Annotated in this window: 7 protein-coding genes; 3 read left to right on the top strand and 4 right to left on the bottom strand. The window is 41.9% G+C overall.

Annotated elements, in window-relative coordinates:
- Positions 1-113: 113 nt before the first annotated feature.
- The 3 genes from V2H77_RS01345 to pabB form a co-directional block, all read right to left on the bottom strand.
- Entirely contained in the window at positions 114-1,478 is a 1,365-nt protein-coding gene (locus V2H77_RS01345; RefSeq protein ID WP_341497360.1) for an L-serine ammonia-lyase, read from the bottom strand.
- Between the two features lie 171 nt (positions 1,479-1,649).
- Entirely contained in the window at positions 1,650-2,213 is a 564-nt protein-coding gene (locus V2H77_RS01340; RefSeq protein WP_341497359.1) for a CoA pyrophosphatase, read from the bottom strand.
- Positions 2,210-3,580 (bottom strand): aminodeoxychorismate synthase component 1, encoded by a 1,371-nt coding sequence (gene pabB, locus V2H77_RS01335; protein ID WP_341497358.1) that lies wholly within the window; start codon positions 3,578-3,580, stop codon positions 2,210-2,212. The genes V2H77_RS01340 and pabB overlap by 4 nt, the downstream gene beginning before the upstream one ends.
- Before the next feature lie 140 nt (positions 3,581-3,720).
- Here pabB and V2H77_RS01330 point away from each other — a divergent pair, with 140 nt between their 5' ends.
- The 3 genes from V2H77_RS01330 to pip all read left to right on the top strand — a co-directional run bounded on the left by V2H77_RS01330 (position 3,721) and on the right by pip (position 5,534).
- Positions 3,721-3,900, top strand: coding sequence for a YoaH family protein (locus V2H77_RS01330; protein WP_088374426.1), 180 nt, complete (start codon positions 3,721-3,723; stop codon positions 3,898-3,900).
- A gap of 107 nt (positions 3,901-4,007) precedes the next feature.
- Positions 4,008-4,382 carry a protein YebF gene (gene yebF / locus V2H77_RS01325; RefSeq protein ID WP_265381221.1) on the top strand — a complete coding sequence of 125 codons (375 nt, stop codon included), beginning with the start codon at positions 4,008-4,010 and terminating at the stop codon, positions 4,380-4,382.
- Positions 4,383-4,580: 198 nt separating this feature from the next.
- Positions 4,581-5,534: a prolyl aminopeptidase gene (gene pip / locus V2H77_RS01320; protein WP_265381220.1), complete on the top strand. Its 954-nt coding sequence runs from the start codon at positions 4,581-4,583 to the stop codon at positions 5,532-5,534.
- Positions 5,535-5,583: 49 nt separating this feature from the next.
- Here pip and V2H77_RS01315 read toward each other — a convergent pair whose 3' ends face one another.
- Positions 5,584-5,814 carry a DNA polymerase III subunit theta gene (locus V2H77_RS01315; RefSeq protein WP_265381219.1) on the bottom strand — a complete coding sequence of 77 codons (231 nt, stop codon included), beginning with the start codon at positions 5,812-5,814 and terminating at the stop codon, positions 5,584-5,586.
- Positions 5,815-5,931: the final 117 nt, after the last annotated feature.

Genomic DNA, 5,931 nt, shown 5'->3' with positions numbered 1-5,931 from the left:
TTAGATCAAAAGATGATCATTTTAAATTTTGGTTAAAAAATATCCCAACCATAAGGTAGGGATATTTTCATTACAGAAGCATTTATTGATTAAAAAACAGGTTATTTATTTGATTAATCACACTGAACCTTAATTGCCAGACCACCGCGAGATGTTTCGCGATATTTAGCATTCATGTCTTTACCTGTTTCGTACATGGTTTCAATAACTTTATCGAGAGAAACTCGTGGTTCACTAGTACGGCGCAAAGCCATGCGTGCAGCATTGATTGCTTTTACTGAAGCAATGGCATTTCGTTCGATACAAGGTACTTGTACCTGGCCTGCTACTGGATCACAGGTCAGGCCGAGGTTATGTTCCATACCGATTTCAGCCGCAATACAGACCTGTTCAGCGCTACCGCCAAGCAGTTCAGCCAAGCCGGCTGCCGCCATCGAGCAGGCAACACCCACTTCGCCTTGGCAACCCACTTCAGCTCCAGATATTGATGCATTCATTTTATAAAGAATGCCAATAGCGCCGGAGGCCAGGAAATAGCGGATATAGAGCTCTGGCGTTACAGGTTCAATGCAGTGGTTGTAATAAGCGAGTACGGCAGGAACAATGCCGCAAGCGCCATTGGTTGGCGCGGTAACAACACGCCCGCCCGCCGCATTTTCTTCATTGACTGCCAGGGCGAACATATTCACCAAATCTACAACATTCATTGGATCATTAGATAGATTGTTTGATGAGGTCAGCATGCGATGTAGTGCCGCAGCCCGGCGTGGTACACGCAATGGCCCAGGTAAAACCCCTTCTGTATTCAGGCCGCGTTCAATACAAGCCTGCATGGTATCCCAGACATCGGCAAAATAGGCATTAATTTCATCTTTGCTGTGGAGATCTAGCTCGTTTTTCATCATTAAACCGGAAATAGATAATCCGGTTTTATTACAATTCATCAGTAATTCTTTTGCTGAATTGAATGGATATGAAACGGGTTTGGTATCCTGAGAGGGTTTACCAAAGTGTTCTTCATCAACAATAAAACCACCACCAATTGAGTAGTAGGTTTTGCTATAAACTTTTTTGTCCCCCGCGAATGCGTGAACTTGCATGCCGTTTTCATGTAATGACAGATTGTCACTGCGGAAAACCATGCCGCTATCGCGCGGGAAATCGACTTCATGTAAACCGTTAGCCAGCTTAATACGCTGTGTTTGCTCTACATCACGAATAAAACCGGGGATCGAGTCAATATCAACGGTGGCGGGTAAATTACCTGCCAGACCCATGATAATAGCGATATCCGTATGATGACCCTTGCCGGTTAATGAGAGTGAGCCGTAAACATCGACGGCTACACGCGTGATAGAAGGCATTAATCCCTGGTTTACCAGATCGTCGACAAACTGTTTGCCGGCTTTCATCGGGCCAACCGTATGAGAGCTAGATGGGCCAATACCAACCTTAAACATGTCGAAAACGCTAATCACGCCAGACTCCTTAAAAAAGATAGAGATATAGTTATATATATTGGGGTACGCTACTTTACTGTGATTTAGTAGTGTTGATAAGGGAGTTTACAGTTTTTTTTGAATTATGATAGCAACAGTGACAAAAATGGGTAAAAAAAATACAAATTGGTTATCCTTAAATGATTTGGATCAAACTTGAACTTGTTGAGCTAATTGATGAATTATCGTCGCTGTCAATCCCCAGATGAGATGCTGCTGATACCAGTAAAAATAGATACGATGTTGCTGACCACGGCGATTAACATCAAGATAGTGGTAACTCGAAAGTGAAAGCGCTTCAGATAGCGGAACTTCGAATATTTTGGAAACTTCTGCCGGGTTGCTGTGGAGGGATAATCCGGGAGGCAATAATCCGACAATAGGTGTCACCAGATAGCCATTGATGCTATTTAAAGGAGCCAGTTGCCCCAGAATCTGAACTTTTTGAGGAGGTATGTTAACTTCTTCTTCCGCTTCTCGTAATGCTGTCGCGATTATTGATTTATCTTGAGGATCAGCAACTCCCCCAGGAAAGGCGACTTGACCGGCATGCGATCGTAAGGTATCGGAGCGTCGGGTCAATAATAATGTTGGTTTCGGTTTGCAGATGATCGGTAATAACACCGCAGCATGGCGGTTATTATCTAAAAGCCGTTTAGGTGGTAGTGGAAGTTGTAACTGAAATCTGTTAACGAAATCAGACAGAGATATCATATTACTTTTATTTTCCCTAGTTGCGGCAAAATACGATTCAACTTATCAAATGTTTCCTGATACTCTTTTTCAGCAATGCTGTCGGCAACGATTCCGCCACCGGCCCAGCAATATATTTTTTCTTTCTCCGTTAAGAGGGTACGAATGGTGATATTGCTATCCATTGTGCCACAGAAACTAATATAGCCAATTGAACCACAATATCCATGTCTGCGGTGAGGTTCAAGCTCTTCTATTATTTCCATCGCTCTGATTTTAGGAGCTCCGGTAATAGAACCGCCGGGAAAACAGGCACGTAATAGATCCGTAGCATGTTGTTCATTTGGCAATGTTGCGGTGATTGTGCTAACCAGATGATGAACGGCAGGGAATTGTTCAACCATAAATAATTCAGGAACTTTAACTGACCCCGGTGTGGCTACCCGGCCAATATCATTACGCAGTAAATCGACAATCATCAGATTTTCGGCCCGGTCTTTTTTCGAAGTCGCTAATTTTTCAGTTTGCAGGGCGTCCTTTTCTGTATCACCTAAGCGCGGTAATGTTCCTTTAATCGGGCGAGTTTGAATTTGTTTATTTTCCAGCAGTAAAAAACGTTCAGGAGAGACACTGATAACGCTGTTTTCCGGTAAACGAATAAAAGCTGAAAAAGGGGCGCGGTTGCTCTCATTAAGTTTTATGAATGCTTGCCATTCATCTCCTTGGTAATCAGCGCAAAATCGTTGTGCCAGGTTAACTTGATAACAATCACCACTTAACAGATATTGATGAATGCAGTTAATTTTCTCATTATATTGTTTGGCGCTCATATTTGACTGCCATTCACTGGTCAACGTAAAAGCTGCTTTTGGTGAAAGTTGGTGAGAAGTAAGCCAGTTCAGGCGCGTATCAACATCACTGTAACTGCATAAAATCACCTCTTTTTTATGATGATCAACAATCAGTGCCCAGTCATAAATACCTATTGCCATGTCTGGAAATGACAGCTCATTTTTGGCTTGTGATGGTAATTCTTCAATATAACGCCCAAGATCATATCCCCATAGGCCGAGTGCGCCACCCTGAAATGGCAAATCAGGATCAAGTTTTGCCGTAATATTTAATTTCTCTAGCTGCCTTTTTAGCAGGTAAAAGGGATCTTCTTTAGTAATATAGTTATCGCCATTTTCATTTATTTCAGTTGATTTATTATGACTGAGTAATGTTATCCGTGGCTCTGCAACCAGAATATCAAACCGATTATGAGGATGGTCGGCAGAACCAGAATGGAGCAGCATTGCCCAAGACTGGTTTGAAATCGGCGCGAAATAGTTGATGGCAGCGTCTGGTTGATAGGGTAATTGTCGTTTTTGTAGTGAAATACTCATAATGATGTTGGTTTAGCAGTTGTAATGTAAAAAGTTGGTCTTGATTTTAATCCCTACAGATTAACATAGAAATCCACTCCTGACTTGAGTTAAAAATCGCTATACTCTTCGGCATAGATCACTTTATAGAGGTTATTATCATGTTTTCAGATATGCCAGCTTTATCCCATCAGGAACAGCAACGAGCAGTAGAAAAAATTCAGCAATTGATGGTTGAAGGAATGAGCAGTGGGGAAGCGATTGCGTTGGTTGCACAAGAAATTCGTGAACAGTATCGAGGAAAAGAGCAGGTTAATGTAGTGTTTGATGATGAAAAATGAACATAATTAAATTATTTATTTAACAATAGTCACACATTTGTTTTACCTGACATGTTAGTTTAGCTCCATATTTAATCTCTTATTTTGAGATATTAACGGGAGGTAGTATGAAAGCATGTCATATCATTAACAGAGTTGGCCTATCGGGTGCTGCACTTTTGCTCACTGTTTCATTCACAATATCCGCTGTATCGGAGAACAAACGTGTTGATAAATTTATTTCTTGCGATAATTTAACCAAATCGCAAATTGCCGCTCAAGTAAAGCGTGATTTTCTGCAAAACCGTATTCACCATTGGTCAGAAGACAGAACGCAGTTGGGAACGTCTAAGCCCGTGGTGTGGATAAAGGCGGAAAATATTACTGGCGATAAAGATATATTAAAAATTCCGCTGACTGTTCGTGGTTCTAAGCGTGACAAAGATTACCGTGTTGTCGTTGATTGTCAGCAAAATACGATTAGCTATAGCGAATTGAAATAACATTTTCTGCTAGTTATCTCTACCCGTCATTATACCCAATGGATTTCAAGATGCATCGCGACGGCAAGGGAGCGAATCCCCGGGAGCATAGATAACTATGTGACCGGGGTGAGTGAGTGCAGCCAACAAAGAGGCAACTTGAAAGATAACGGGTATAGACGGATACCAGGTTTGGTGTTAGTCAGTAAAGGAAGTGTTATGTCAGAATTGAGAAAATTATATCCGGCTTGTGAAGCTTATCGTTCGGGTTATTTGGATACAGGCGATGGTCATCAAATTTATTGGGAATTGTGTGGTAATCCTGTAGGTAAGCCTGCTGTGTTTATTCATGGCGGGCCAGGCGGTGGTATTGCCTCTTATCACCGTCGGTTATTCGACCTCAAGAAATATCATGTCATGCTGTTTGATCAGCGTGGTTGTGGGCGTTCAAAACCTCATGCCAGCTTGGAAAATAATACCACTTGGCATTTAGTTGAAGATATTGAGCGTTTACGTCAATTGATGGGCGTGGAAAAATGGCTGGTATTTGGCGGTTCGTGGGGTTCAACTTTATCTTTAGTTTATGCCCAGACTCACCCTCAACGCGTTTCTGAATTAGTTCTTCGGGGAATTTTCTTGCTGAGGCCACAAGAGTTGTACTGGTATTATCAGGATGGCGCTTCTAATTTCTTCCCTGACAAATGGCAACGAACGGTATCTATTTTATCGGAGGAAGAACGAAAGGATGTTATCGGAGCATATAATAAGCGATTGACCAGTGATGATCGTCAGGTTCAATTAGAAGCTGCTCGTCTCTGGAGTTTGTGGGAAGGGGAGACGGTAACGTTGCTTCCTTCAGATAGCGTGGAATGTTTTACAGAAGATGAGTTTGCCCTAGCATTTGCTCGAATTGAGAACCACTATTTTATCAATGAGGGGTTTATGAATGAGGAGCAGCAACTGCTGAATAATATTGACGTTATACGGGATATTCCGGCAGTTATCATTCATGGCCGATATGATATGGCTTGTCGGGTGCAAAATGCTTGGGATCTGGCGCAGGCATGGCCGGAAGCGGAATTATATGTCATTGAAGGAGCAGGACATTCATTTGATGAGCCGGGTATTTTACATCAACTTATTAGTGCAACGGATAGGTTTGCCGATCAGTAATTGGATATAACCACCGGTTATCCGGTGGTTACCCATTCTTACTGGCTGATCAGCGGTTTTTGGGCTCGTAGGGTAAACGGGAAAATTGTTTGGATAATTGGCGATAATGCACTAAACGTTGTTGAAAATATTGCCGTAGATGCTCGGATTGCTCTTGTTCAACCGTATCGGGAAGTACTGGCATATTGTAACGTTCCTTAAAAGCTACACCGGAGGCTGCCAAGTCAGCATTCACTTTATCCATATCCTCTGTGGAAAGCTCGGCCAGATTATGTTTCATAAGTGTCTCTCTCATTCACAAAGCGATAAAACTAATCCAGACAGGTTTTTCTGGCAAGGTCTGAATTGATTATTTTATAAATATAAATAATATTCATTATCATTAAATATAAAAATT

It is taken from the genome of Photorhabdus sp. P32 (assembly GCF_038085095.1).
In the GTDB taxonomy this organism is placed as follows: domain Bacteria; phylum Pseudomonadota; class Gammaproteobacteria; order Enterobacterales; family Enterobacteriaceae; genus Photorhabdus; species Photorhabdus luminescens.
The sequence above is the reverse complement of the archived record's forward strand: the minus strand, read 5'-3'. Positions and strand labels throughout refer to the sequence as shown.

Bases quoted from the DNA above. Each gene is read 5' to 3' on its own strand.
- V2H77_RS01330 (WP_088374426.1), top strand. From the start codon at position 3,721: ATGTTTTCAGATATGCCAGCTTTATCCCATCAGGAACAGCAACGAGCA.
- pip (WP_265381220.1), top strand. From the start codon at position 4,581: ATGTCAGAATTGAGAAAATTATATCCGGCTTGTGAAGCTTATCGTTCG.
- V2H77_RS01315 (WP_265381219.1), bottom strand. From the start codon at position 5,814: ATGAAACATAATCTGGCCGAGCTTTCCACAGAGGATATGGATAAAGTG.
- V2H77_RS01340 (WP_341497359.1), bottom strand. From the start codon at position 2,213: ATGATATCTCTGTCTGATTTCGTTAACAGATTTCAGTTACAACTTCCA.
- yebF (WP_265381221.1), top strand. From the start codon at position 4,008: ATGAAAGCATGTCATATCATTAACAGAGTTGGCCTATCGGGTGCTGCA.
- pabB (WP_341497358.1), bottom strand. From the start codon at position 3,580: ATGAGTATTTCACTACAAAAACGACAATTACCCTATCAACCAGACGCT.